The sequence below is a fragment of the Microcoleus sp. AT9b-C3 genome, from assembly GCF_036705485.1.
In the GTDB taxonomy this organism is placed as follows: Bacteria; Cyanobacteriota; Cyanobacteriia; order Cyanobacteriales; family Microcoleaceae; genus Microcoleus.
The window spans coordinates 1-24,249 of record NZ_JAUBUR010000033.1 but is presented as its reverse complement, the minus strand read 5'-3'; the positions used below and the strand labels follow the sequence as shown (position 1 = coordinate 24,249).

The window sequence follows — 24,249 nt, the reverse complement described above, 5'->3', positions numbered from 1 at the left end:
CTGCGGGCGATCGCAAACTGCTCTATTTTTATGTTAACCCATCACTTAGACACTCCGACCAAAAAAACCGGGTTGTTACCAAAAGACGCGCTGTAGCCCGAAGCTCCCGTAACAACATGGTTTTTGGGTTCCCATGCCCTCCGACTCCTCGAAACCGGGTTGCTACCAAAAGACGCCTTGCAGCCTGCAGATTCGCTAAAAAACGCGGTTTCCGAGCCACCATGCTATTACCACAGATATTAGCATTTTTTACTAAATGTGACCACTATAATACCGAGTAAAAACCGACACATATTGTAGTAAGGATAGCTCTAATTTAGTTGTCATATCTGATTTTTAAAAGTTAAAATATAGATAACTAACAAATAAATATTGCTAACTATGAAAATACAATCTTCTGTCTTAGTCCACCTGGGATTTGGCAAATATGTACGCTCCGATCGAGTAACAGCAGTAATACCAATTGAAGAAGAACGCGGGCCCGGTCGGCGCACTTTTGTGCACGTAGACGGCGAAGCAGACCCGATCGTTGCTTCGCGCGCCGAAGATACAATTGTTCGCGATTTGGTGCAGGAACCGCGCGAAATAACTCAAGCTCGGCAGCAACAAGAAATCCTGCAAGATTTGCTGGCAGATTTGAGCAATGTTAACGTCACCGTGCGCCGCATCAGCCGCGATGAAGGCGGACTCGATCTCGAACGTTTGGAGCGCCGCATTCGTCAAATTTTAGAAGCATAAAAATAAAAGACCGCTCTGGCGGTCTTTCTTATTGTTTGTGTCGCTAAAAATTTTAAGTTACGGGTTTCAATGTAATTTCGATGTCTGCTAAACCGGTGAGTTTTTCCACCACTGGCTCTTCTTCCACTCGCGGTACAAAAATAGTTAAACCTCCCGGAACGCACTCAATAGAAACCGGAGTCATGCCGATGATTTCGCCGTCTATAACCACTTTTTGAGGCGGATCGGCACTAATTTTTACTTTTTTTGCCCGCAAATAACCGATGTCGTCGCGATCCGTAGGATTGCCGCTCAATGCTGTTTGCAATAGGTGATAAGAAGCTGCGATCGCCCCAGCTTTATTCTGAGGCGCCACCAGCGTCACGTCCAGCAAGCCGTCATCAAAAATAATCCCCGCCGGGCCTTGAGCTAAAATGGAAGTAGGCGGCGCTGCATTCGCCACGGTGACGGCCACAGCAGTAAGGCTGATAATTCTATCTTCGGTTTCGATTTCCGCTTCAAATCTTTCTAAATTGTTTAACTGTTTAATTCCTGAAAGAATGTAAGCCAGCATTCCCCAGCGATTCTTCATTTCGCGATCGGCTAGTTCGACAGTTTCTGCCTCAAAGCCCACTCCAGCTAACAAAACCATCGGCATTTCACCGTTGCAAGTCGCCGCATCCACCACCCGCGTCAACCCTCCCAAAATATTTTCGCAGGCGGCTTCAATTGTATTCGGAATCTCTAAAGCATTAGCAAAAGCATTAGCAGTTCCCCGCGAAATAATTCCTAAAGGAATATTGGTGCCCACAATCGCCCCAGCAACTGCGGATAATGTGCCGTCGCCCCCGCAAGCAATAATTGCCTCAACTCCTCTATCAACTGCTTCGCGGGCGATTTGATCGGCGTCTAATTCTGGGGTTGTCAGGCGAATGTCTAAGTCAATAAGAGGCTCTAAAAGTTCCTGAATTCTAGCTAAGTCTTGGTCGGGGTCGCTGTGACCGGCGACGGGATTGAAAATTAGGCAAGCTGAACGTTCCATATTTGGTAATTGGTAATGGGTAATTGGTAAGGACTCATTGATAATATTATGTCCGGTAAATCGCCAACAATCAAATTGGTTTGTAGCGAGAACTTCATATAAAACTCGATAAAAGTGAAGTTTTCGCTACAAACCTAGAACGGTGCAGTATTTGTGGTAGAGCTTTAATTAAGACTTCACAAAAGTCCACTCTAAGACTTCGCGCCGAGCTGTGTGCAGCGCTTCCTTGATTTCCTGGTTGCTGTCGAACTTGACTTTATCCAAAAGGCACGCTTCGACGTTAACAGTAAACTTATCGTCTTCAAAAGGCCAAGGAGTTACAGTCACGAGTTCGTTGCTGTGCTGTACAATATCGTAGCGCTTGCCGTCGGGACCGACACTAATTTCTAAGGCTCGTTCTCCGGCGGGTAACTCGCGGCAGCAAAGAATTAATGATAGCCGATCGCACCACTGGAAAAAAGCATAAGCTGCCTTAGCATCATCCTCGGAAATATTCAACTCTTTTTGCCATTTTTTTTGATTTTCCAGTTGTTCGTCCAAAAACTCGTCGAGTTCCTTCGACTCTCCCCGCTTTCCTTCATTGAGATAGCTCATGTGCATAGAAATCAGCATTGCTACCCACCTACCGCGATATAGGGAATTCTCCGTCATGGCTTTAATTTTAGGCAGAGAAGTTTCCGTCTGCAAGGTAAAATCAAAGGGCGCGCCCGCTTCAGTCAAAATATTTTCTTCCCACTCTTTCTCCAAATCATCGTGATGCGAAATAGCCGCTATGGTTTCATAGAGGCGAAGCGGAGATTTCGAGCGCTTCCACTGTCCGCCAAGTTGCGCCGCGAGCAAAGCGTGGGCGCGGTGGTAAATAATTTCCCAGCCGGTGGCGGTTAAGTTAGCAATCATTGAATTTTTCTCCTGAATTAAGTTAATACGAGTATTGTGTGCCAGCATTCGGATCTCGATCGCCCCGGCGCCTTAAAAAGGGGGGAACCGGAATCGGTCAAAGTCCAGATTTTTAAGGGCGATCGAGACTTACAGAAAAACGAAAGTTAAATCACAAAAGGTTCGATCGAGATATCCTGCCATTTCCCCTCAAATCGTTCGACAACCAAAGGTCGGATGCGGAACTTCGGGGGACACCCGTCGAGAACATCTATCCGCAAACACGAATAAGGACGGCGTTTGTAGGAACCTTGACCGCTGCGGCCGACAAATAGCAAAGATTCCGCTACCCGCCGGCTGGCTGTTTCGGAACCAGACTGCCGCGCCAACCGATAAGCTTCAGGACTCAATGCTTCCTGCAACATCGGCCCTTCCGGGCGCTGGCGGCGGAGACTGTGGCCGCTTCCCCCGCAGACAATCCAATTAATCCCAGAGTCGCCGTGTCCGGTATTCCCAGTCCGCAGGTATTCCAAACAGTGAGCGTGGCCAGTCAGCACCAAATCTACTAGCGGACGCCCCCGCGCCACTTCCCCAACTGCATCGGCCACCCCGTCGAGCACCTCGCGCAATCGCAACCGAACCGCCAAAGTTTGAGCTTGATTCCACTTTGTCGCCTCTGTCACGTAGGGGGGATGGTGCAGGTAAATTACCCGCCCCCGCACCTCGGAATCGCGCCAAGAGTCAATCAGCCTTTTTTTGAGCCATTCGAGCTGTTCAAAGTCGGTGGCGGCTGTGTTGTCGGGCGACAGTTGTTTGTCAATATCCATCAACATTTCGTCAACTTGCTCTAACTTGGCGGTCAAGTCGTCTAGCTGTTCGTCTTCCTCGGGAATTTCGGGCTTGAGCCGATCGCACATTTCGAGCATTGCCAATTTTTCTTGTTCCAATTTCTGCCGATCGAGTTCCAAATTCTGGCGGCGAATGTCGCCCTGTTTGGTTTTCGGGATCGGTAACGGTTCGTTGAAGGTGTTGGAGTCAAGGGCGAAGAAGTCGATGCCGCCGCTGCGGAAGGTGTAGTAGCGGTTGGGTAAACGGGTAAAGCGTCCGGGTTGGTAGCGGAGGCAGCGGCCTGTGCTGGTGCTGGCGGTGTAGTGGGCGTCTAGGTGGCGATCGAGCTCTCCCGGCATTTTGTGAGCTTTGAGGTAGTCGAGAAAGGCTTTGGCGTAGGTATTTCCGCGATCGGAACCGTGCCAGCCGACATCGAAATCTAACTTGGAACCCAACAGCCGGCGCAGCGGCAAAGCTGTCGCCGACAGAAGGCCGTAGACTATGGGCAAGTCGTAATAGTCGTGGTTTCCCGGTACGGGCAAAAACGGAAAATTAAACACCATGCGATCGTAGGCAATCCGAGAGGGATGATCGCCGCCGACGATAAATTCTCGGTAGGGGCGAATAAAGTTTTGCAAGTAATATTCGCTGGAACCGACGAGATAAACTACATCGCCCGTGTGGAGGACGAAACGGCAAGTTTCGCGCTCAGAGACCATCTGTTCGGCAATCTGCCGCTGGGGATTGTAGCCGCGGTGATTGCCCGTGCCGCTGTCGCCTACCACTAAAAACGAAAACTCTGGAGAGTCGGTGGTTGGAGATTCCAAAACCATCCGAGTTTGGTCGATTCCCCGATCGACGATCGACTGTTCTTGCCACCGCACCCGCTCTTTCATTTTGCGGATTTTGACTGTTATTTGCGGGTCGGAAACGAATTTCAATTCACCTCTTCTCCAAAATTGCTGAGTTCCTAGTTAATAGTGTAGCGATCGGGGAAGTTTTTACATCTCTCTAAAAGCTGAAAATCGAGGCGCGGGCAGTCAGAAACCGGGTTTTGGACGAGAATACTGCCTGACAACTGATATATTGCCCCTTTCTCCATAAGCCTTTTAAGCGAGAATGGTGCAATATGTGAGACGATCGCACTCCCAGACTCCAAGGGCGATCGAGCCCTACGCCCTGCCCCAAGTGGGCAACATCAGATAGAACGCAGTAAACAAATATAAAATGGAAGCAATACAACTGTCTTTGTTCTCAAATGACTCCGAACCAATTCCTGCCAAAAAGCAGAAGAAAGCAAAATTAGGGCGTTACGAACGCATCCAACGCGAACTAGAAGCAAATGACTGCGACCCCTACAAGATATTCATGGATATTGAATCTCAGTCAATGCCAAAATCAGACTATACATTTGTCGATCTTTTTTGCGGTGCTGGCGGCATGACCCAAGGTTTATTGCAAGCAGGTTTTCGACCAGTAGCAAGCGTTGAAATTAATCCCATCGCCTCGGCCACTCATACAAAAAACTTTCCCGATTGCCATCACTTGTGCGACGATATAAAAAACTTAAATCCCCAAAACTTGCTCGCTGAAATTGGTTCGTCCGAAGTTCATCTTGTTGTAGGTGGGCCGCCGTGTCAAGGCTTCTCAGTTGCAGGAAAACGCGACCCCAATGACCCTCGAAATCGCTTATTTAGAGAGTTTGTCCGCGTTGTCTCTGAAATACGTCCTTGGTATGTTGTCATGGAAAACGTACCGGGAATATTGACTATACAAAAAGGAGCTGTTAAGCAAGCCATTTGCGAGGCTTTTCAGGAAATTGGCTATCCTCATATGTCCGTTGCTGTTCTGGAATCAGCAACCTATGGAGTCCCACAAATCCGGCCGCGAGCCATTTTTATAGCTAACAGATTTGGGATGCCAAACCCCTATCCGAAGCCGCAATTGTTGCCGGAACAATACAAAGCGATTGAGTCAGCAATTGATGATTTACCAGAGTATACTCCCATACCGGAAATTAACCACGAATGGACTCGTCATTCTGTTGAGTACATGGAAAGACTTGCTAAAGTTCCACCAGGCGGTTCTTTGTATGAAAGCTACGCTGATGCTTTCAAGCGACAGTATCCGGGAAAACCGAGCATGACTGTTAAAGAAAATCACGGTGGCACTCATATTCATCCTTATCTCAATCGCGTTATTTCCGCTCGCGAAATGGCTAGATTGCAAACTTTGCCGGATTCATTTATTTTTGAAGGTTCAATGAAAAAGGCAATGTGGCAAATTGGAAATGCCGTGCCACCGCGCTTGGCGGAGTGTATCGGATTGGCGCTTATTCCATATTTGACTGATATGGCTGTGAACAAACCTAGTAAAGTTACTCTTCCCGACAAAGCCTAAGAATTAGCAAATAAGATATTACTGATTTTCGTCGCGACGCTGAACTTTTAATAATATATTACTGGCAAACTTTGGTGTACCTGCTTTTTCACCTAAAAAATTAATTAATTCAGTAAAAGTCTTTGGGGGATTTTTGTACTTTTGAGACTGTTGCTGTAATAAATCAACTATTGAGTCCGGGTATTCGTCCAATAAATCGCTCAGAAACTCATCGGGCGACTGTGCTATAATATTCCAAGGAGCTAAATCGTTTTCTCTAAAATCCTTGAGATTAGGGGTGACAATGATATCAGCTCCAGCAGTTACGGCTGTGGCAAGAACGTGACGGTCTTTAGGGTCGTTGGTCATTGCTTGCTCTAGTGCGACAGGCACTTCAACCATCGCTTCAGGAAAAGCTAATTTGATTTGATTTTCAAGATTCTTTGCTTTCTCCTGCGAAAGCTTTCCTCCACCGATCAGGTTGTCTATTGCCTCATCGAGGATTTTCTGAGACCAATATGGTAAATACAAACCTTCATCAGCAGTGGAAAGCAGAGTATCGCGCAAATACATCGGGAAAAGGACGCAAGCATCAAGTACAACACGCAGCTTAGTCATATTAGAGGTTAAATTAGTCCTATTCCTCGTACAAGCCAGCTTCCTCAGTCATCTCAATTAGCTCATCCAAGAGTTGGCGGCGCTTGACTTTCCGCTGTTCCTTATAAATCATTAAATCTTGGAAAAGTATGCGCCGATGGGAACCAACTTTGATATGGGGAATTTCTCCGTTTTCCAGTAATTTGACTAGAAATGGTCGCGATACATTCAGGATATCAGCAGCTTGCTGTGTTGTCAGTTCCCTATTGTGAGGCACTATGGAGATAACCTGACCTGATGCCATTGCGCGCACAACTTGACCGAGTAAACTGTAAACTGATTCGGGAATAACAATTTCTTCTCCGTTACTTGCCACTAATCTTAGTTGTGAAGATTCGAGGCTGAGAATCGGCTCTAATTGCGCTATTGCTTCGGTTTCTTGTTCGGGAATCAAAACTGACTCTGACCACTCTTTTTGCTTCAACATACCAAGTCTCTCTTTTGATGTGTTTTTGTCTGATTTATGCAGTCCTGGACGCACTCCGACTCCTCGAAACCGGGTTTTTTCCCGAATCTGCGGGCTGCAACGATGTATTTTCGTGAAATACCGCGTTTCTGGCTACCCGCGTCTAAGTCTCCGGCACATACTCGGTGGTTTTTTTCACGATAACACTTTTGGCCCCTTTAACCTTCTTTAACCCCTTTGGCCCCGATCGCCCTTTTAACCCCTTATAACCCACTTTTACCCGATCGCCCGAAATTCCCCCTCCCGACTGAAGACGGATGCCTCGCAGATGTACAATAGGACGATCGCATTCCCCAACTCCCACCGTGATAGAGCGCTACACCTTGCCCGAAATGGGCAACATCTGGACTGAAACCGCCAAACTCAAAAGCTGGCTGCAAGTAGAAATCGCTGTCTGCGAAGCTCAAGCCGAACTCGGCTACATCCCCGCCGCCGCAGTCGAAGAAATCAAAGCTAAGGCTAATTTTGACCCGAAACGAGTCCTCGAAATTGAAGCCGAAGTCCGCCACGACATGATCGCATTCTTGACAAATGTCAACGAATATGTAGGCGATGCCGGCCGCTACATTCACCTCGGCTTAACCAGTTCCGATGTGCTCGATACTGCTTTGGCGCTGCAATTAGTCGCTAGCGTCAATATCTTGTTAGAACGTGTCGAAGAATTGAGTCAAGCTATTCGCTATCAGGCTCAACAGCATCGCAATACCGTCATGGTTGGTCGATCGCACGGAATTCACGCCGAACCCATCACCTTTGGCTTTAAACTAGCAGGATGGCTGGCGGAAGTGTTTCGCAGCCGTGAAAGATTGGTGAATTTGCGATCATCCATTGCAGTCGGCAAAATCTCCGGTGCAGTCGGAACCTATGCTAATATTGACCCGCGAATTGAAGCCATCGCTTGTCAAAATCTCGGACTCGAACCCGATTGTGCATCGACTCAAGTCATTTCGCGCGATCGACACGCCGAATATGTCCAAACCTTAGCACTGTTAGCAGCATCGATCGAGCGTTTTGCAGTAGAAATCCGCAACCTGCAACGCACCGACGTTCTCGAAGTCGAAGAATTCTTTTCCAAAGGGCAAAAAGGCTCATCCGCCATGCCCCACAAACGCAACCCGATTCGATCGGAAAGACTCACAGGGATGGCGAGAATCGTCCGCGCCAACGCCGTCGCAGCCTTAGAAAATGTTGCGCTTTGGCACGAACGAGACATCTCTCACAGTTCCGTAGAACGGATGATTTTGCCCGATAGTTCCACTGTCACCCACTTCATGTTAGTAGAAACCACAGACTTAGTAAAACACCTGCTAGTCTATCCCGAAAACATGAAGCGAAACATGAACCTTTACGGCGGAGTCATCTTCAGCCAGCGCGTGATGTTAGCCTTAGTAGAAAAAGGCACCAGTCGCGAAGACGCCTACAAAATTGTGCAATCTTGTGCTCACGAAGCTTGGAACAAACCGGGCGGCAATTTCTACAATTTAATTGCTAAGGACGATCGGGTAACAGCTAAGATGACTACCAAAGAGATTGATGATTGTTTCGATCCGCAGTATCAATTGAGGCACTTAGATTTAGTGTATCAGCGCTTGGGAATTTGAGGACAATTAACAATTAAAAATGACTCCGAGAGAGAAGATAGCGAGCGTTCTCGCGCTTGTCCCACAGTCCGCCGGGGGTTAAAACCCCCGTCTCATAGCTAAAGTCGGTTAAAACCGACTGAAAGACTCATAAAATAAAAGTTTTAGAGAAATATTTCAGTCCTCTTCAGAGGACTTTAGCTATGAGACAGGGGTTTCAACCCTTGTCGGTCTGGCGGGCTGGCAGACAACACGAAAAGCGCGAAAATTCCCCAAAATATGAAATGTAAAAACTCTATTAAATATCCACTTAACAGAGCTATGAAATTCAACCGATTTACAAAATATTTAATTGTATTCGCTCTAATATTACTATCTACAACCATACTGAATTATACAACATCTATTCGCGCCCAGGAGCCGCCACAAGTGCAAATTACCCAACCAGAACCAAACCCAGTATTACCTGAAAGTATTTTCATGAGTCAACTTCCCCCTGCAGCGCGACTGGTTGACATCCGCACCGTAAATCCCAACATTCGCCTCGATATCCGATACGCCACTACTAACAATTTCTTGAAACGAAAACTTTACCCTATATCGAAATGCGCCTTGAGAAGTTCTGTTGCTCAAAAGTTAGCGCTGGTTCAAACAGATTTGGAAAAAATCGGATTGGGTTTGAAAGTTTACGATTGCTACAGGCCTTTCTCTGTGACTAAGCAAATGTGGCAAGCTTGGCCAGATCCTCGCTATGTTGCTAATCCTGCTAGGGGTTCGCGGCACAATCGCGGTGCTGCTATTGATTTGACTTTAGTCGATCGCACCGGCAAAGAATTAGAAATGCCAACACCTTACGATGATTTTACCGAAAAAGCTCACGGAGATTATCAAGGCGGCAGCGCAGAATCTCGGAAAAATCGTCAAGTGCTTAAGGATGCGATGAAAAAACACGGATTTATGAGTATCACAACTGAATGGTGGCACTTTGATTCGGAAGATTGGCAGAAATTTGCAATTCTTGATATCTCGCTTGGGGCTATTCCTTAATTATACTATTAATTAAAAGTCGCATATCCGGGTAGGGACAGGGCAGTGCCTGTTCCCACAGATGTCAGAGAAATTAGCGCAATTTAACCGAAAATTCGTATTCGTATCCCCGGAAATTAGAGTCTAATTGTAATGTGTAATTGCCTGTTACTGGCACTTTTCCACTCCACTCGGTTTCATTGCCTTGATAAGGATCTCCGGCTAAAAGTTTGCCACGAGGAGTTATAATTTGCGGGAAAACTTCTTGCCGATTCGTAACAGTCATTGTTTGACCTTTTCGGGCGCGAATCTGGTAAGAGTGGCTGCCGCCGCCGATTATTCGACCTTTGACGATCGCCTCATCTCCTCCCGGCAGAAAATTAATCTGCTGGTTGACGTTAGAACAACTGCTTTCGGTGCGGTTTTTGGCAATCCAACCGGGAGGATCGGTAATTCGCAGCCAACCGTTTTGTTCTTCGGCAACTGAAACAAAGGTATTATTTTTAAGTTTTCCTACTATGTTGCTGCCCTTTACTTGCGGGATCGATCGCACATTTAGCGGTGGATTCGGATCGCTGACTACAGCCATACTGATTCTGCAACCCGAATTTGGCGGTGTGACAACTACTGGCTCAACTTTTCGCCCAGAAACTCCTGCAACTAGCGAGGATTGAAGTGCTGGGTTTTTTGCCGGTTGGGGTTCGGATTTCGGAGATTGTGCAGCCGAGGTTTGTGCTTGCAGAGGTTCTGGTTGCCGAGATTCAGGGTTGTTCGTCGGCCCTGCAATCTGGTTTCTGGTGGATGCGGGCGATTCAGCAAGGGAAGGATTGGATTGTTTCATCGCACCCGACTGTATAGTTGCAACAGCCACTCCCACCGCTGTTGCCAGTCCTGCTAAGCTTACTGTGATGATTTGAGCCTTCGTAAATGACATAAAAAACCCTCTCTGTATCTATACTAATAATTTTTGTTTGGGAGTTGAGGCGATCGCCAGTTAATTTATAGTGGAAATACCTAGTGCTGCCCACAGGGTCAGGATTTTTAGATAAAATTTCAGAGCCATAATTGTCGCAATAATTTGAGTCAATATATACTGGACGCCTATACTGATGGTAATCTTGCTCTGGGGTATTTGCGCGCAAATTTGCGAAGGTAAGCGTTCAGCGCGAGGTACATAAAATGTCAAAATTGATTCCTCTGAGATTAAAACCTCCCCGCGATCGATTGTTGGAGGAGGTGAAGCAGGAAGTCCAAGCAGGGCTCGCGCAGTCTTTGCACGCGGCTGTGCTGGCTAACCTCAGTCAAGACTCGCCGCCTCTTGGTGTTAACCGCTGTTGGGATGTGGAAGTGAAAGCCGGCAACCGTCCGAGTTTTCGGCTTCCTCCCAAAGCCAGTATTGCTAAAGTGTTCGATCGCGCCGGCGGCAAATTGGTAATTTTGGGAACCACGGGTGCAGGCAAAACTACGACGCTGCTAGAATTAGCTCGCGTGTTAATTTCCCGCGCCCAAAAAGATGCTAGTTTGCCAGTACCAGTGCTCTTTGAACTCGGATCGTGGAAAGCAGAATCTGGGGCGATCGCAGATTGGTTAATTGCTCAACTGCAGTTCAAATACGGCATCTCTCCTGCTGTCGGCAAAAAATGGCTTGCCGAACAACAATTGCTGCCTCTCCTCGACGGATTGGACGAAGTAGAAACCCACCGCCAAAATAGCTGCATTCAAGCAATTAATCAGTTTGTGGAAAGCGAATTTAAACCCAAACATTTAGTAGCTTGCAGCAGTTTTGAAGCTTACAAAAACTGCGAAACTAGATTTCGCCTGCAAGCAGCGGTTTTATTGAAACCTTTAAGAGAAACTCAAATTCAAAATTATCTGCAAGAAGCCAGAAGCCGCGAACTTTGGTACAGCATTGAGCACGAGCCGGAGTTGTTGAAATTGGCAAAAGTTCCCTTGCTTTTGAGCATGATGGCTTTGGCTTACGACGATATTTTAATTGAAGCTTGGAAGCGCATCACTTCGGCAGAAGAACAACGCAAATATCTGTTAACTGCCTATATCCGCCACCAAGTCACCGGGGAAGTCAAGCAGTATTCCAGAGGAAAGGAACTGCGGCCGGAACAAATTCGCCACTGGCTGGGATGGTTGGCCAGAAGAATGGAACAACAAGGAATTCAAGAATTTTACCTCGATCGCATACCCTCTAGCTGGCTGCAAACAGCCGATGAACGGCGCAAGTATCAGTTTGGAGTTAAGCTGCTTGGCGGGCTGATTTGGGTGATTGTAGGATTAATTGTTACCCTAGTCTCCGGGTCGATTTGGGGAATAATTGCGGGTGCTGTTGCTGCGGTAATTAGTGCTTTGTTGCCGGGAATTCCGGGGATTGAAAGGTTTATATTGCGCCTGGTGCTGTGGTCTAACGGCTACATTCCTTGGGATTACAAGCGTTTTCTCGATGCTGCGAGCGATCGCCTGCTGCTGCAAAAAACGGGCGATCGGCGCTATCGATTTATTCACGATTTACTGCAAAAACATTTTTCGGAAATCTAAATGCCGGAACTTGACAAAAACAAATATAATGGATGTAACTGTGAAGGAGATTCCAATATTCGACAAGCAAAAGGAAACTCAATGACATTAAAATTCATTCTGAGCGAATACGTTGACCAAGCAATGGCTTCAGCCATGTATGACAAACTTGAAGATCATAGCTTTGTAGGTAAAATTCCCGTTTGCAAGGGAGTCATCGCCTTTGGTTCAACTGTAAAAGAGTGTCAAAATGAGTTGCAATCTACTTTGGAAGACTGGATTTTGCTAGGGTTGAAATTGCGACATCGCTTGCCCGTCATTGACAATATTGATTTAAATATGGGATAGCTTGTCAACTACCACACACTCATCCTACAAAAAAGTTGGCGGTATTTTTGCCATTTGAAATATCTGTTCCGCCGTAAATTCTAATTTCTCAAAAAGTGGATCTTTTAATAGGGTATTTCCCATATAAGTTTGCGGTGCTGCATCGGGGTAAAAAACTGTAATGCTTCTCGCCTTGCTATCTACTACCCAAACCCGCAATACCTGAGCATCTAAATAATCTCTCGCTTTAGCAGCTAACTGACCGAAAGTTGGTTCGGGTGAAATAATTTCTATGACTAATTCCGGCACTACAGGACAGGCTTCATCTTGATTCCAGTCAGGAGATAAGCGTTCGTAAGAAACATATAAAAGGTCGGGTACTGGCACCCAGTCTCGCCCCTGGCGGGTTAATTTCACCGCCCATTCTACACCAATTTCTCCCCGTTCGTCCCCCCACTGTTCGAGGAGTTTTATGAGGCTTCTGGTGAGGCGAGAATGAAATTTTTTAGGTGACATTTTCGGTACTGCTTGCTCGTCAATAAGTTCGTAGGTAATATCGCCTTCTCCTTCGGGAAGAGTGAGAAACTCTTCCAGAGTGAGTTGAGTTTTTGTCTGGAGCATAATATTCCTCTGCTGTGGGCAGGCAAGTTAGTATTATTTTAACTTAAATATTCATTGACATAATACAAATGTTATGATAAAGATTGGCAAATTCTCAGGTTTTAACTGTCAAATTTGCGATCGACTCCTAGATCGACACCCCCGAAAGGTTAAGATTCTAATCTGACCCTCCTGCAATCATTGCTTCACCTCCTATGGCAGAAACCTTATTGTTCAACGCCCTCCGCGAGGCGTTAGACGAAGAAATGGCCCGCGACTCCGCCGTATTCGTACTCGGCGAAGACGTAGGTCAATACGGCGGTTCCTATAAAGTCACCAAAGACCTCTACAACAAATACGGCGAACTTAGAGTGCTCGACACCCCGATCGCCGAAAATAGCTTTACAGGCCTAGCAGTAGGCGCAGCAATGACGGGACTCCGGCCGGTCATCGAAGGCATGAACATGGGCTTTTTGCTGCTGGCCTTCAACCAAATTTCCAACAACGCCGGAATGCTGCGCTACACATCCGGCGGCAACTTCAAAATGCCAATGGTAATTCGCGGGCCAGGCGGCGTGGGCCGGCAACTCGGCGCGGAACACTCCCAGCGCCTAGAAGCATATTTCCAAGCTGTACCGGGTTTGAAAATAGTCGCCTGTTCGACTCCCTACAACGCCAAAGGACTCTTAAAATCAGCCATCCGCGACGATAACCCGGTTCTGTTTTTCGAGCACGTTCTTCTTTACAACCTCAAAGAAAATTTGCCAGAAACAGAATATTTAGTGCCGCTGGACAAAGCAGAAATTGTGCGATCGGGCAAAGATGTCACCATCCTGACTTATTCCAGGATGCGGCACCACGTCATGCAAGCCGTGCCCGCCCTGCTCAAAGAAGGTTACGATCCAGAAGTAATCGACCTGATTTCTCTCAAACCCCTGGACATGGAGACGATCGGCGCATCCATTCGCAAAACTCACAAAGTAATTATTGTAGAGGAGTGCATGAAAACAGGAGGCATCGGTGCCGAACTAATTGCTTCGATTAGCGATCGATTTTTTGACGAGCTCGACGCACCAGTTTTGCGCCTGTCTTCACAAGATATTCCCACACCTTACAATGGGAATTTGGAAAGACTGACAATTGTCCAGCCTACTCAAATTGTCGAAGCCGTCCAAAAAATGGTAGCTTTGCGAGTATAAATAGTGATTAGTCAGTAGTCATTGGTTGACTGTTGACTGTTGACTGTTGACTGATGACTGTTGACTGATGACTGATGACTGATAACTAAAATCTGCCAACCGCCAACTGCCAACTGACAACTGCCAACTGACCAATGACTAATAATTAAATATGCAAAAACAACGTTCAATATTAGCCCTAATTTTTGTTTTAATCATCGCCGCTATTACTGTAATAGTAACAATTCCGACGCGGCTGGGATTAGACTTGCAAGGAGGGTCGCAACTCACAATTCAAGTAAAAACTACCCCCACAATTCCCAAAATTGACCAGGGAATGTTAGAAGCAGTGCGGCGGATTGTCGAAAACCGCGTCAACGGTTTGGGTGTTTCCGAAGCATTAGTCCAAACAGTAGGAGAAGACCAAATTCTCGTGCAGTTGCCCGGAGTAAATGACCCGCAGCAAGCAGAACGAGTTTTGGGCGGCACGGCAAAGCTAGAATTTCAGGAACAACTGCCCGGAACAGAAGCACAATTAGCCATTGAAAGGCAGTTGCAGCAGGAATTACTCGCCAAACAAGCAGAATTGAAAACTAGCAACAATGAGGCGGCTATTAAAGAAAATCAGGCTGCTTTGAAAAGAAGCAATGAGGCGATCGCCAAACTCTTCAAAAGCAGCGGACTCGGTGGCGAAAACCTCAAAGACGCTCAACCTCAACCCTTGGCCTCTGGGAACAACTGGAACGTTGCTCTTGTTTTCGATACCAAAGGAGGCGAACTCTTTGCCCAACTCACTAAAAATTTAGCAGGTACCGGACGCAGCATCGGTATTTTCCTAGACGAAAGAATGATCAGTTCTCCAGTCGTCGGCGTTGAATTTGCCCAGGCAGGAATTACTGGTGGAAGTGCCGTAATTCAAGGCAACTTTACAACGCAAGAAGCCAACGATTTAGCAGTGCAATTGCGGGGCGGGGCTTTGCCGGTGCCGGTCGAAATTGTAGAAAACCGCACGATCGGCGCTAGCTTGGGTAAAGACAGCATTCAAAGCAGTATTAACGCAGGTATCGGCGGCTTAGTTTTAGTCTTGATTTTCATGGTTGCCTACTATCGACTTCCCGGCGTAATTGCTAATATTGCGCTGTTAATTTATGCTCTGTTAACTTGGGCAGCTTTCGTGCTTTTGGGAGTGACATTAACGCTGCCGGGAATTGCTGGTTTTGTGCTCAGCATCGGGATGGCAGTGGATGCTAACGTGCTGATTTTTGAGCGCACGCGGGAAGAGTTGCGGGCGGGGAAATCGCTTTATCGATCGGTCGAATCGGGTTTTTACCGCGCTTTTTCCAGCATTTTAGACGGCAACGTCACAACAGTTATTGCTTGTGCTGCTTTGTTCTGGTTGGGCGCTGGTTTAGTTAAAGGGTTTGCTGTAACTCTGGCATTGGGGGTGGGAGTGAGTATGTTTACTGCGCTCACTTGCAGCCGCACTCTGCTGTTCGTAGTATTGAGCTTTCCAGGATTGCGGAAACCTCAGTGGTTCTGTCCCGGTTTGTCGAAAACTGCTAATAGTTAACTGTTGACTGTTAACTTCTTCCTTCCTTCTTACATCCGTTACATCCGTTAAGCTGAGGCGCATCTAAATTTGACAATCACATTCGAGCAAATTCCTGTGGGGTGGGCGTCCCGCCCGCCCAAAAATACAATGCAAGATGCGTAACAGCTTACACGATCCGTTGCCGAACTTCCCTCTTCCTTCAAATTATGAAATTTAGTGTAATCAAATATCGATCGCTCTGGTGGAGTATTTCCGCCGCTATAATCCTCGCAGGTATAGTGTCGATGGCGATTTCTTGGACTCGTCCCGACATCCGCGCACCGCTGCGCCCAAGTTTAGATTTTGTCGGTGGCACTCGGCTGCAATTTGAACTCGACTGCACGAAACCGGAAAATTGTAAACCCATCGATCTTGCTGCTGTCCGCGAAGTCCTGGACGCCCAAGGTTTAGGTGGCAGCAGCATTCAAGTTATCGGCAAAGAACAGCGCGGTTTATCGCTGCGAACGAAAACTTTGGATGTCGAACAGCGGACTAATTTGCAAACAGCTTTGAGCGAAAAGATAGGCGCTTTTTCTCCTCAATCTACTCAAATTGATACGGTTGGGCCTACCCTCGGCAAACAGTTGTTTACTTCGGGATTGTTGGCTTTATTTCTTTCTTTTGCCGGAATTACGGTTTATCTAACATTCCGGTTTCAGTTGGATTATGCCTTTTTTGCTTTCGTTGCTCTATTTCACGACGTGTTGGTTACTCTTGGTGTGTTCTCGCTTTTGGGTTTAGTTCAAGGAGTGGAAGTTGACAGCTTATTTGTGGTCGCTCTCTTGACAATTATCGGTTTTTCTGTTAACGATACAGTGGTAATTTACGATCGCGTGCGCGAAGTAATTAAGCTAAATCCGGGAGAGTCGATCGATCAAATTGTCGATGATGCGGTCATGCAGACGCTGGGAAGGTCAATTAACACAACGTTTACCACGCTGCTGACATTGTTTTCAATTTTTTTGTTTGGCGGCGAAACCCTCAAATACTTTGCTTTAGCATTGATTGTCGGTTTTATCGCTGGTGCGTATTCGAGTATTTTCATTGCCAGCACGCTGCTAGCTTGGTGGCGCAGTCGGACCGGCCACTCCATCCCCGTCCCCACAGAAGGAATCAACCAGTCAGAGGAAGTTTAATTGACTGTTGACGGTTAACTGTTGACGGTTAACTGTTGACGGTTAACTGTTGACTGACTAATAATAAATCATCAATAACCAATAACCAATAACCAATGACAAAGGACAAATGATAAATAACAAATGACTACTGAGGAAACTTTTCAAATTGAAGTCCAAAGGCTTCACAAACTAACAGTTTACGGCCGCTGGTTAACTGTGATATTGCTGTGGATTAGCGTTGGTTCTTTGAGCATTTGGGGTTTGCGCCGCGAAATAGCTTTGTGGTTAGAACACTTCACTTGGGTGGCGGTGCGCTACGGTTTATCTTTTCATCGCTGGCCCACTCTCGGTTTGGGTTTGTGCTTGGGAATGACTTTAGCAGTGCTAACTTGGCAAAGTCGCAATATGGTGCGAGGATTGCCCCTGCGGGAAAAACAGAGTTTGGAACAACAAGTTCGCCGCATTCGCCAACAGGGGCCGAGTCATCCTTTGTGGAAGTGGGTTTGCAAAGGTTCGCGGTAGCCGACGGGCTTTATTCTTTAGTCTCAAGCCAGAGGAACGAAAGTTTGACTCTTAAGCGGTTTCAACAGCCGAGTCCCTAACTTTTATTGCTTCTTCCTTCTTCCTTCTTCCTTCTTGCTTCCATCCGTTACATCCGTTACATCCGTTACATAATCCGTTGCCGAACTTCCTTCTTCCTTCCATCCGTTACATCCGTTACATCCGTTACATAATCCGTTGCCGAACTTCCTTCTGTTGTATCACGCAAAGCGAGGCAAAATCTGTGCTACGGGAGACTGTTGAAGTGGAATTTCGATCGCAAATTCTGCTCCTTTTCCCGGTTCCGAAAAGCACTTCAATGCGCCGCGGTGTTGGTTGACAACAATTTCATAGCTAATCGACAGTCCCAAACCCGTTCCTTGACCGACCGGCTTAGTAGTAAAGAAAGGGTCAAACAACCGCTTCCGAACATCTTCTGTCATTCCAGGGCCGTTGTCAGAAATTTTAATTAGTACCTTTTTTTTCTCAATTAACTCGGTGCGAATCCGAATCGTAGGAACCAGGCGGGTAGACTTACAAACTGATGATTGAGTCTTTGTACAAGACTGCTTTTCTTCACCGGATTGCGACTTCTTCACGCTTTTTTTATCAACATTTTCGTGTTTATTAGACTCAACCAGAGCGTAAATTGCATTAAGTAAAATATTCATAAATACCTGATTGAGCTGTCCGGGATAGCACTGCACCAGCGGCAAGTCGCTGTATTCTTTGTGAATTTCGATCGCCTCCTGCCCCGGTTTCCCTTTAAGCTGGCTTTGCAAAAGCATAATCGTGTTGTTGATACCGTCGTGAATGTTGACTTGCTTCATTTGAGCTTCGTCTAATCTGCAAAAATTCCGCAGCGACAAAACGATGTCGCGGACTCTTTCTGCACCTTGCTGCATGGAATTTAAGACTTTTGGCAAGTCTTCCACTACATAATCGAGTTCGATTTTTTCTGCTTCCGCTTCAATTGCTGCGATGGGTTCGGGACAGTGCTGTCGGTAGATATCGAGCATCCGCATTAAACCTTGCGTGTACTCTTTAGCGTGGTGCAAATTGCTATAAATAAATCCTATCGGATTGTTGATTTCGTGAGCTACTCCTGCTACTAACTGCCCCAAAGAAGACATTTTTTCGGTTTGAATTAGTTGAGTTTGAGTGCGCTGAAGTTCCAGCAGGGCAAGTTCGAGCTGTTGGGCTTGATGTCTCAATTGCGCTTGCGACTCGCGCATCGCTACGGTTGATAACTCGTGAATTTGCAACTGAGAAAGCAGCAGTTGGTGTACGTCTAAAAGTTTGTAAGTTTCCGGTTCTACTTGGACTACAATTGGTTCGTGGATTAGTTCGGGCGATCGCTCCAAAGACTGCCGCACTGCAGTCATAATTGAGGTTTCGCGATCGAGAACCAACATATCAGTTTTAGTAAACCGGTAGAGTATGAACAAAGGCTGTTGAGAAAATAACTCCAAACTGTAGGGGCGGCTCATGTGTTCAAAATAACGCCGCCGCGAAATCATCCCGATAAACTTTCCTTGCTGAGTGATGATGATGCCGGGAACTAAAGGGTTTGCTTGAAAAATTTTAGCAACTTCGTCCCCCGGACACTCAGATTCTAGGAGAAAGTCGTACAGGGTTAATTCCTGTAGAGTCGATCGCAAACCAAGCGGCGATTTTAGGGGACTCAACCCGTCAGTTTCATACACTGCTCCCTCCTTTGGTAATTGGCAGTTGCGGTTGGCTGCTAGAGTCGGGCCTACTATTTAGCAGGCTTTTTCAACTCTTTTTATAGCTTAGTCATCAACTTTCCTCTGCTCCCTCGAATCCAGTTAATTCAGCAGGATTATTTTTTGCCTTAAATCGTGCTGGTGTCCCCCGAAACGATATTGCAGGTTAAATTGATTTAACAGCAAACACCCCTTTGAAACCTGACTATGTATTGAATTTTATATATCCAAGATTTTACTAATCCGAATATAACAATCATAACTATTTTTAATGTTTGATGACATTAATTTGGTTCAGATGGATAGACATCTGCGACCTGTGGCAGTACATTTCGTATTACCCCTTGCGTAAAATTATATTACAATAAGACAAGAATAGCGACAACTCTGCAGGCGATCGCCCGATTTGAAAATTCAGGCAAAACAGGTTTCCGGCAATTGCCAATGAATCTCAATTGTCAGTTTTTTTGCACAAATCCCGATCGCACTCAACCCGAAGATTGTATTGTAGGTAGTCTCCGAGCTAAGGAGAGCCGATGGCGAGCAATTTGTCAACTTCGGCAGCTTATAGTTTAGCCGCATCGACGCTCCAAAGCTTCACCGACGAAATTTTTACCGTCAGATGCTAAAGTTGTGCGATCGCAACTAAAACTCACATTCCACACATCCGCTTCATCTGCCTTAAAATTTTCCACAAAAGTACCGTCGGGCCACGAACTTGAGATTCAAACTCTGTCGCTGGCAAATCCGACACGGAGAATCAAGAGGAAGCAGAAGCAAATAATTCTATTTTACCGGACTTTTCCCCAACTTCAACATCAATTTGAGGAAGTTGGTTTGGTTGCGATAATATTTCGATCATTATTACTTCTCCTCCCCCTTGATTTTAGGCAATTCTCATTAGAAACTCTAAGATGTTGATTTGAGGAACATCCGGGGGTGGGGTTTGGTTGGGCGATCGCACTGAGCTAAATTCAAATGACATTTGAGGAAAGTAAGCGACGGTTTCCATGTGCGGTTTCCCGAACTATAGGTGGTAATTGTATACACGGCGGGACGATCGTACTTTCAGTACAATGTCAGTATTTCAACCGGTACACCTGTTGAGTCTGAGTCTGTGAGAGTGTGAAAGTCGCTCTCATCCTTTCCTTGTCTGGATTGGAGGTTTTTCAAGGGTGGGGTGGTGCGAGAACCAGAAGCAGACAGTTAACTAAACGGCACAAGGAGATAGGGACAGATGGGATAAGCCCAGAAGCGAGAGAGTGAGAGAATTTTCATCATCATACCTTCAGAAAATCACGACAGCAGCAGCAAGATCACCCAAAAGAATGATTGATTCAAAAAATGTGGTATGTTATATTTCAATATAATTCTATACAAAAATACTTTTACCTAAAAGGAGAACAAAAAATGGACACACCTACAGATCGCGCACAAGAACCAGTCGGGACAAGAGAACTCGAATCAATACCTGTATCTGAAAAAGTTTCGTCCCAAAAAGTTGCTGAGGTTAATTTTGAAACGACTCCTTTAGAAACCCCTGCTTATACTCAGGAAAAAGTTAGCGTCGAGGAGGTAAAAATTAACGGCGACGATTTGGTTGCTAAAGTTAAAGAATTGATTCACGAAGGAAATATCCGCCGCATCATTATCAAAAATGAAGATGGACGGATTTTGGTAGAAGTTCCTCTGACGGTTGGAGTAGTCGGTGGAGTAATCGGTGCGGCCTTGTTTCCAGTCATTGCAGCAGTAGGAGCGATAGGTGCATTAGTCGCTCACATGACCATCATCATTGAAAGAACAGAATAAAAAAAATTCAGTTATTAGTAAGGCTTTTGTCCGGTTAATTTCCCGTAATAAAGCTTGTTGGTAGTGAGTACGACTATCCTCTCTTGATGGATGAGAAAAAACTTGCCTTTATTACTAAAAACTTAATTGTGGTTATTTAACCGGACTTAAAGAAATTTCAAGCATAAACTCGCTTGATAAATTGAGCTCTAGTAACTGTTACTACTCCCTTCTCTTTTTTCCAGATTTCTCTGATGAATAGTCTTCCCACTCCGGCCGTAAAGTTCCCACTTTTAACGGTGTCATGAATCATCTATAGAAATCCTCGCATCATTTGTGTATTTATTACTCCGAGCGAGCGGGTTCGGGGATGGTTGGGGTGGGCTCAAAAATTTACGACTTATTAAAGATTGCGAGATGCTTGCACAGCAAGCATTATAAATAACTCATTTAGCCGGTATTCTTTGTTGAACTCCGGCTAATTCTATTCCTTTGGGGACTTGGGCAATCACTCGGGGGGTAGAGCCTGGTTAATATCTTAACGAGTTAGATTGGATACAAATGAAGGAAAAACCAAAAGTTCTCTAAACTCCCTAAGCAGAAAGCTGTTAAGCATTTAAACTGGCATGAGCCAAACACCCAACGCTTACACCTGAATCTTGACAGTAAATCGAAGTAAGTGATTCAAATGCTCAACAGCTTAGCTCAAGTTTTCAAACCAGAGCATCTCCTACAGACAAATATTTTTTGAATAGTTGTGGCGAAGATAATTATGAAACCTAACGAAGAAAATAGCTCTAGCCGTGAAATTCATCAAGAAGTTCACACCGATGCAACTAACGGCCACGTCAGTACAACGCGAACTACTACAAGTGTTCCGAGTACAACTGCGAAGGCTTCTAAAGAAGCAGCTCATCACCAAGGTTATGTACAGGGTCAAATGGCGGAAAACCACCGCCAACTTGGAGTCCAAGAAGCCCGCGATAATGAGAATGCTGGTCGCGGGTTACTGTTAGGGATTCTTCTTACTTCTTTGGTAGGCTTAGTTCTGGGCAGTGTATATTACTTCAATCGGGCCCAGGAGGCTCCTACTCCTACTGCTGATCCTGTGATTGTTGTACCCAAAGCGAATCAGCCTTCAGCAACACCAGCTCCGACTCGGACTATAGAGAGAGAAAAAACAATCATTCAAAAGATTGTTCCGGTTCCGGTTCAACCATCTCCTGTTCAAAAAGCTACGCCTGCTCCTCAACCAAGTCCAGCTCAACAGGCAACTCCGGCTCCTCAAGAAAGTCCGGCTGCCAATATCAATATTACGGTTCCAAATTCACAGCAGCAAGATGCACCCGCTCAGCAAGCAGCGCCGTCTCCATCTTCGCCGTCAAATAATAGCAATACTACGGTTCCGACTCCGCAGAATGAGCCAGATTCCACTCCATCAACTCCAGCACCTGAGAGTTCAGCTACTCCATCTCCAACTCAAGATGAGGGCGCTCCTGGAGCAGGTACGAGCGACGAAACTAATACCGAAAGCCAGAGCGGTTCTAATCCTACGGGTACGGCTGTACCTGATAGCAACTCCGGCGCAGAGGGTGCGGCTGGTTCACCGCAATAGAAGTTTGATGTTGAATGAGTCCGCCAGGGGTTCAAACCCCAAACTCATAGCGAAAGTCCTCCTCAGAAACTCAATCTAACTGCGGAGGTTGAGAAACGAGCTCAAACCCAAGAGATTGAGCAGTTTTCTCCAGCTTAGAAACGATCCGTTGTCGGTATTTCTGTTCGTAATAATCACCACCCGCATCGGCATAAGCAGTTTTTGTACTAAGCGAGATGATAGAAGATGCGAGCTAGCTTGTGGGCAGCAGCAGTATGAGCGCTAACGGCACCCAATCTCGTCGATCGCAAGCGACGATAAAAAGCCCCCAAAGCTGATTGAGAGCGAGATAAAGATTGAGCAGCTAAACGGAAGGCATTGGCAGCCCGATTAACTACTCGACGGGTGTGAGAACTTTTGGGCGTTGCTTAATCAGGGTATGAAAAAACTAACTTGAAAATCGCGAATTTTGGTAAATACTGGTTTCTATGACTTGCATATTTAGCCTTTTATACCCTAAATCAGCAACGCCAACTTTTGACATTACCGCCAGTAATTTTTGTAGAAGGACACAACCCTAACCAGGAACAATAGTGCTTCACTGTGGGGAAACCAGTAGCATCTAATCCGACTTCGGATAACAGGGTTTGTACTGTGAGGGCCTCAAAACCAGGGATTTGGGTAAAATCTACTCTACTCATCCGATACAAATGGTTGCGCAAGTTAAAATTCGGTTCATGACCTCTGGGCTTTCTGTTACCGCGTTTGGGAGGAGCTGGTGGGGGATTGTCTTCTCGAGCGGCAACGCTGGCTAAATATCGATCGAGCTCGACATCGCAGTTAGCAATTTGTCCTTGATAGATATCATAGAGTTGTAACTCTTGTTTTAACACAAATATCTGCTCGGCTCGATAGTCGCAAGTCTTGGCTTTAGCAATATCGGCGGTACTACTTTTAATCCGAGAATTTTTCAAGCCAGCTAAGGGTGCATCTCACTTTTGCGAATATGTCAAAAAATGGTTAAAATGAAAAAGCTAGTAAAATCGCCAAATAAAAATGAGGTAAATAAAATGACACCATCAGACCAATAACAGCTAAAAGCCCACTTAAAAGCGGTAGCAGAAATTTTTTACAGAAATACAGATCCAACCGAGTTAAAAAGTTTTGAAAGTATAGAAAAATCACTGCGCCAGAAAATATTATCAGAAGTTGGTCCAGAACTAGATAGCTTTTTTTTCAGCAGTATCAGGAATTAAAACAAGAAAACCCCAAAAAATAAAATCAATAATCGGCTCGCTCGACATTACAGATAATCAGGCAAAATATTTTGACTTAAAAGCTTACAGTCAATTTAGTCCACTCATGGAAAATTCTTGTCTTTTAATCAGTGCGAATGAATCTTATCAAATGGCAGAAAAAGATTTGGAGAAATTTACGGGAATCCAAATTTCTCACAGTACATTACAAAGATTAGTCAATCGACAAGAATTTGAATTGCCTACATCTCAACAAGTAGTCAAAGAAATTACATTGGATGGCGGTAAAGTCAGACTACGCAAGGAAAAAAAGGGTGAGAGCTGTTACTGGAAAGACTATAAAGCCGTGTGTTTAGATATAGTCATTTCAAATAAATGTGAGACAAATGCAAGATGATGTAAAATGAAGAAAAATGGTTAACTCGGAGCTGAA

General features: G+C 45.7%; 24 protein-coding genes and 1 pseudogene. 13 read left to right on the top strand and 12 right to left on the bottom strand.

The annotated features are described in order from the left end of the window. Positions 1–381 precede the first annotated feature (381 nt). Entirely contained in the window at positions 382–738 is a 357-nt protein-coding gene (locus QUB77_RS24455) for a hypothetical protein (protein ID WP_190740317.1), read from the top strand. Between the two features lie 52 nt (positions 739–790). Here the strand turns inward: QUB77_RS24455 and QUB77_RS24450 are convergent, their stop codons facing one another. The 3 genes from QUB77_RS24450 to QUB77_RS24440 form a co-directional block, all read right to left on the bottom strand. Further along, complete coding sequence (locus tag QUB77_RS24450; protein ID WP_333170283.1) at positions 791–1,759, bottom strand: YegS/Rv2252/BmrU family lipid kinase; 969 nt, start codon at positions 1,757–1,759, stop codon at positions 791–793. A gap of 168 nt (positions 1,760–1,927) precedes the next feature. Beyond that, complete coding sequence (locus QUB77_RS24445) at positions 1,928–2,704, bottom strand: DUF3891 family protein (RefSeq protein ID WP_333296101.1); 777 nt, start codon at positions 2,702–2,704, stop codon at positions 1,928–1,930. Positions 2,705–2,802: 98 nt separating this feature from the next. Next, positions 2,803–4,404 carry a metallophosphoesterase gene (locus QUB77_RS24440; protein WP_333170281.1) on the bottom strand — a complete coding sequence of 534 codons (1,602 nt, stop codon included), beginning with the start codon at positions 4,402–4,404 and terminating at the stop codon, positions 2,803–2,805. 286 nt (positions 4,405–4,690) lie between these two features. Between QUB77_RS24440 and QUB77_RS24435 the strand changes: the two genes are divergently transcribed. After that, complete coding sequence (locus QUB77_RS24435) at positions 4,691–5,863, top strand: DNA cytosine methyltransferase (protein WP_333170280.1); 1,173 nt, start codon at positions 4,691–4,693, stop codon at positions 5,861–5,863. Between the two features lie 18 nt (positions 5,864–5,881). On the opposite strand, the gene QUB77_RS24430 is transcribed toward QUB77_RS24435, so the two are convergent. Beyond that, the gene (locus QUB77_RS24430) at positions 5,882–6,460 is read right to left on the bottom strand and encodes a PIN domain-containing protein (protein WP_333170279.1); all 579 of its coding nucleotides are present in this window, start codon (positions 6,458–6,460) and stop codon (positions 5,882–5,884) included. A 19-nt stretch (positions 6,461–6,479) separates the two neighbouring features. Continuing rightward, on the bottom strand, positions 6,480–6,926 hold the full coding sequence (locus tag QUB77_RS24425) for a helix-turn-helix domain-containing protein (protein WP_333170278.1): 447 nt from the start codon (positions 6,924–6,926) through the stop codon (positions 6,480–6,482). A gap of 344 nt (positions 6,927–7,270) precedes the next feature. Here QUB77_RS24425 and purB point away from each other — a divergent pair, with 344 nt between their 5' ends. Together purB and QUB77_RS24415 are read left to right on the top strand one after the other, a co-directional pair. Next, entirely contained in the window at positions 7,271–8,566 is a 1,296-nt protein-coding gene (gene purB / locus QUB77_RS24420) for an adenylosuccinate lyase (RefSeq protein ID WP_333170475.1), read from the top strand. Positions 8,567–8,866: 300 nt separating this feature from the next. Beyond that, positions 8,867–9,592: a M15 family metallopeptidase gene (locus QUB77_RS24415; RefSeq protein WP_333170277.1), complete on the top strand. Its 726-nt coding sequence runs from the start codon at positions 8,867–8,869 to the stop codon at positions 9,590–9,592. Between the two features lie 73 nt (positions 9,593–9,665). Here the strand turns inward: QUB77_RS24415 and QUB77_RS24410 are convergent, their stop codons facing one another. Further along, on the bottom strand, positions 9,666–10,505 hold the full coding sequence (locus QUB77_RS24410; RefSeq protein ID WP_333170276.1) for an SH3 domain-containing protein: 840 nt from the start codon (positions 10,503–10,505) through the stop codon (positions 9,666–9,668). A 245-nt stretch (positions 10,506–10,750) separates the two neighbouring features. Here QUB77_RS24410 and QUB77_RS24405 point away from each other — a divergent pair, with 245 nt between their 5' ends. Together QUB77_RS24405 and QUB77_RS24400 are read left to right on the top strand one after the other, a co-directional pair. Further along, the gene (locus QUB77_RS24405; protein WP_333170275.1) at positions 10,751–12,118 is read left to right on the top strand and encodes an NACHT domain-containing protein; all 1,368 of its coding nucleotides are present in this window, start codon (positions 10,751–10,753) and stop codon (positions 12,116–12,118) included. Next, positions 12,119–12,445, top strand: coding sequence for a hypothetical protein (locus tag QUB77_RS24400; RefSeq protein ID WP_333170274.1), 327 nt, complete (start codon positions 12,119–12,121; stop codon positions 12,443–12,445). A gap of 24 nt (positions 12,446–12,469) precedes the next feature. Here QUB77_RS24400 and QUB77_RS24395 read toward each other — a convergent pair whose 3' ends face one another. Further along, positions 12,470–13,045 (bottom strand): Uma2 family endonuclease, encoded by a 576-nt coding sequence (locus QUB77_RS24395; protein WP_333170273.1) that lies wholly within the window; start codon positions 13,043–13,045, stop codon positions 12,470–12,472. Between the two features lie 194 nt (positions 13,046–13,239). On the opposite strand from QUB77_RS24395, the gene QUB77_RS24390 reads away from it, so the two are divergent. The 4 genes from QUB77_RS24390 to QUB77_RS24375 all read left to right on the top strand — a co-directional run bounded on the left by QUB77_RS24390 (position 13,240) and on the right by QUB77_RS24375 (position 17,433). Further along, on the top strand, positions 13,240–14,223 hold the full coding sequence (locus QUB77_RS24390) for an alpha-ketoacid dehydrogenase subunit beta (protein ID WP_333170272.1): 984 nt from the start codon (positions 13,240–13,242) through the stop codon (positions 14,221–14,223). A gap of 151 nt (positions 14,224–14,374) precedes the next feature. Then, positions 14,375–15,772 carry a protein translocase subunit SecD gene (gene secD / locus QUB77_RS24385; RefSeq protein ID WP_333170271.1) on the top strand — a complete coding sequence of 466 codons (1,398 nt, stop codon included), beginning with the start codon at positions 14,375–14,377 and terminating at the stop codon, positions 15,770–15,772. A 188-nt stretch (positions 15,773–15,960) separates the two neighbouring features. Then, positions 15,961–16,929 (top strand): protein translocase subunit SecF, encoded by a 969-nt coding sequence (gene secF, locus QUB77_RS24380; protein ID WP_333170270.1) that lies wholly within the window; start codon positions 15,961–15,963, stop codon positions 16,927–16,929. Positions 16,930–17,052: 123 nt separating this feature from the next. Continuing rightward, a complete protein-coding gene (locus tag QUB77_RS24375; protein ID WP_333170269.1) occupies positions 17,053–17,433 on the top strand; it encodes a hypothetical protein in 381 nt (126 codons plus the stop codon). A 239-nt stretch (positions 17,434–17,672) separates the two neighbouring features. On the opposite strand, the gene QUB77_RS24370 is transcribed toward QUB77_RS24375, so the two are convergent. From QUB77_RS24370 to QUB77_RS24360, 3 genes are all read right to left on the bottom strand, one after another. After that, entirely contained in the window at positions 17,673–19,157 is a 1,485-nt protein-coding gene (locus QUB77_RS24370; protein WP_333170268.1) for an ATP-binding protein, read from the bottom strand. Between the two features lie 593 nt (positions 19,158–19,750). Beyond that, positions 19,751–19,873: a hypothetical protein gene (locus QUB77_RS24365; RefSeq protein WP_333170267.1), complete on the bottom strand. Its 123-nt coding sequence runs from the start codon at positions 19,871–19,873 to the stop codon at positions 19,751–19,753. 191 nt (positions 19,874–20,064) lie between these two features. After that, positions 20,065–20,190, bottom strand: a complete 126-nt coding sequence (locus QUB77_RS24360; protein ID WP_333170266.1) for a hypothetical protein — start codon at positions 20,188–20,190, stop codon at positions 20,065–20,067. 398 nt (positions 20,191–20,588) lie between these two features. On the opposite strand from QUB77_RS24360, the gene QUB77_RS24355 reads away from it, so the two are divergent. Beyond that, entirely contained in the window at positions 20,589–20,987 is a 399-nt protein-coding gene (locus QUB77_RS24355; protein ID WP_333170265.1) for a DUF4342 domain-containing protein, read from the top strand. Positions 20,988–21,144: 157 nt separating this feature from the next. Here QUB77_RS24355 and QUB77_RS24350 read toward each other — a convergent pair whose 3' ends face one another. Continuing rightward, entirely contained in the window at positions 21,145–21,279 is a 135-nt protein-coding gene (locus QUB77_RS24350) for a hypothetical protein (RefSeq protein WP_333323570.1), read from the bottom strand. A 459-nt stretch (positions 21,280–21,738) separates the two neighbouring features. Here QUB77_RS24350 and QUB77_RS24345 point away from each other — a divergent pair, with 459 nt between their 5' ends. After that, a complete protein-coding gene (locus tag QUB77_RS24345; protein WP_333170264.1) occupies positions 21,739–22,581 on the top strand; it encodes a hypothetical protein in 843 nt (280 codons plus the stop codon). Positions 22,582–23,081: 500 nt separating this feature from the next. Here the strand turns inward: QUB77_RS24345 and QUB77_RS24340 are convergent, their stop codons facing one another. Continuing rightward, positions 23,082–23,534 carry a transposase gene (locus QUB77_RS24340; protein WP_333170263.1) on the bottom strand — a complete coding sequence of 151 codons (453 nt, stop codon included), beginning with the start codon at positions 23,532–23,534 and terminating at the stop codon, positions 23,082–23,084. A 150-nt stretch (positions 23,535–23,684) separates the two neighbouring features. Between QUB77_RS24340 and QUB77_RS24335 the strand changes: the two are divergent. Continuing rightward, positions 23,685–24,186 (top strand): annotated as a pseudogene (locus QUB77_RS24335) (ISKra4 family transposase); the annotation flags it as partial. Positions 24,187–24,249 lie beyond the last annotated feature (63 nt).

Bases quoted from the DNA above. Each gene is read 5' to 3' on its own strand.
- QUB77_RS24455 (WP_190740317.1), top strand. From the start codon at position 382: ATGAAAATACAATCTTCTGTCTTAGTCCACCTGGGATTTGGCAAATAT.
- QUB77_RS24450 (WP_333170283.1), bottom strand. From the start codon at position 1,759: ATGGAACGTTCAGCTTGCCTAATTTTCAATCCCGTCGCCGGTCACAGC.
- QUB77_RS24445 (WP_333296101.1), bottom strand. From the start codon at position 2,704: ATGCTGGCACACAATACTCGTATTAACTTAATTCAGGAGAAAAATTCA.
- QUB77_RS24435 (WP_333170280.1), top strand. From the start codon at position 4,691: ATGGAAGCAATACAACTGTCTTTGTTCTCAAATGACTCCGAACCAATT.
- QUB77_RS24430 (WP_333170279.1), bottom strand. From the start codon at position 6,460: ATGACTAAGCTGCGTGTTGTACTTGATGCTTGCGTCCTTTTCCCGATG.
- QUB77_RS24425 (WP_333170278.1), bottom strand. From the start codon at position 6,926: ATGTTGAAGCAAAAAGAGTGGTCAGAGTCAGTTTTGATTCCCGAACAA.
- QUB77_RS24415 (WP_333170277.1), top strand. From the start codon at position 8,867: ATGAAATTCAACCGATTTACAAAATATTTAATTGTATTCGCTCTAATA.
- QUB77_RS24410 (WP_333170276.1), bottom strand. From the start codon at position 10,505: ATGTCATTTACGAAGGCTCAAATCATCACAGTAAGCTTAGCAGGACTG.
- QUB77_RS24405 (WP_333170275.1), top strand. From the start codon at position 10,751: ATGTCAAAATTGATTCCTCTGAGATTAAAACCTCCCCGCGATCGATTG.
- QUB77_RS24400 (WP_333170274.1), top strand. From the start codon at position 12,119: ATGCCGGAACTTGACAAAAACAAATATAATGGATGTAACTGTGAAGGA.
- QUB77_RS24395 (WP_333170273.1), bottom strand. From the start codon at position 13,045: ATGCTCCAGACAAAAACTCAACTCACTCTGGAAGAGTTTCTCACTCTT.
- QUB77_RS24390 (WP_333170272.1), top strand. From the start codon at position 13,240: ATGGCAGAAACCTTATTGTTCAACGCCCTCCGCGAGGCGTTAGACGAA.
- secD (WP_333170271.1), top strand. From the start codon at position 14,375: ATGCAAAAACAACGTTCAATATTAGCCCTAATTTTTGTTTTAATCATC.
- secF (WP_333170270.1), top strand. From the start codon at position 15,961: ATGAAATTTAGTGTAATCAAATATCGATCGCTCTGGTGGAGTATTTCC.
- QUB77_RS24375 (WP_333170269.1), top strand. From the start codon at position 17,053: ATGACTACTGAGGAAACTTTTCAAATTGAAGTCCAAAGGCTTCACAAA.
- QUB77_RS24360 (WP_333170266.1), bottom strand. From the start codon at position 20,190: ATGGAAACCGTCGCTTACTTTCCTCAAATGTCATTTGAATTTAGCTCA.
- QUB77_RS24355 (WP_333170265.1), top strand. From the start codon at position 20,589: ATGGACACACCTACAGATCGCGCACAAGAACCAGTCGGGACAAGAGAA.
- QUB77_RS24350 (WP_333323570.1), bottom strand. From the start codon at position 21,279: ATGATTCATGACACCGTTAAAAGTGGGAACTTTACGGCCGGAGTGGGA.
- QUB77_RS24345 (WP_333170264.1), top strand. From the start codon at position 21,739: ATGAAACCTAACGAAGAAAATAGCTCTAGCCGTGAAATTCATCAAGAA.